Source organism: Xenorhabdus sp. NBAII XenSa04, from assembly GCF_963866145.1.
GTDB classification, from domain to species: domain Bacteria; phylum Pseudomonadota; class Gammaproteobacteria; order Enterobacterales; family Enterobacteriaceae; genus Xenorhabdus; species Xenorhabdus indica.
In genome coordinates, this window is the sequence record NZ_CAWMEB010000165.1 from 1 (window position 1) to 493 (window position 493).

General features: G+C 33.5%; 1 pseudogene. It reads left to right on the forward strand.

Features of this window, described 5'->3' with window-relative positions:
- Positions 1-435, forward strand: a pseudogene (locus AAC147_RS07340) (hypothetical protein); the annotation flags it as partial.
- Positions 436-493 lie beyond the last annotated feature (58 nt).

A 493-nucleotide genomic window follows, 5' to 3' on the forward strand; every position in this document is an offset into this window, starting at 1 on the left:
GTTTTTTCCGCATATTATAATACGCACTTCAAAAATAATAGCAAAACTGCCAAAGTAATCATTACACGTACAGGATCCCAATGTATGTATAATGCCGGACCATCAGATGACATAATCTTACTCCCTCAACAAGAAAAAAACTTTAGATTAGAAGATAATAATAATTTATTTGATAATTGCCACTCAATAGATAAATGGGTTACATGGTCTATTGAGTATTACAAGGCAAGCGCCTGGGGCAAACACTGCAATGTAAAATTGCGCACAGCATACATTGATATGATGACAGGCTGGCGTACCTATTTTACGCCTGATACTGCGGATACAGAATGCGAGATTCCTATTAAATTTATTTGTGACGACAATGAATCAAATTGTAAGAATGGATATGTAAGCCATGATGGAACGCAGATCACTATGGAAATAACTGAATGATTTTTATTTCTATTAATAATAGTGACTAGTCTCTGATTATATATAAGAAGAAATTAAA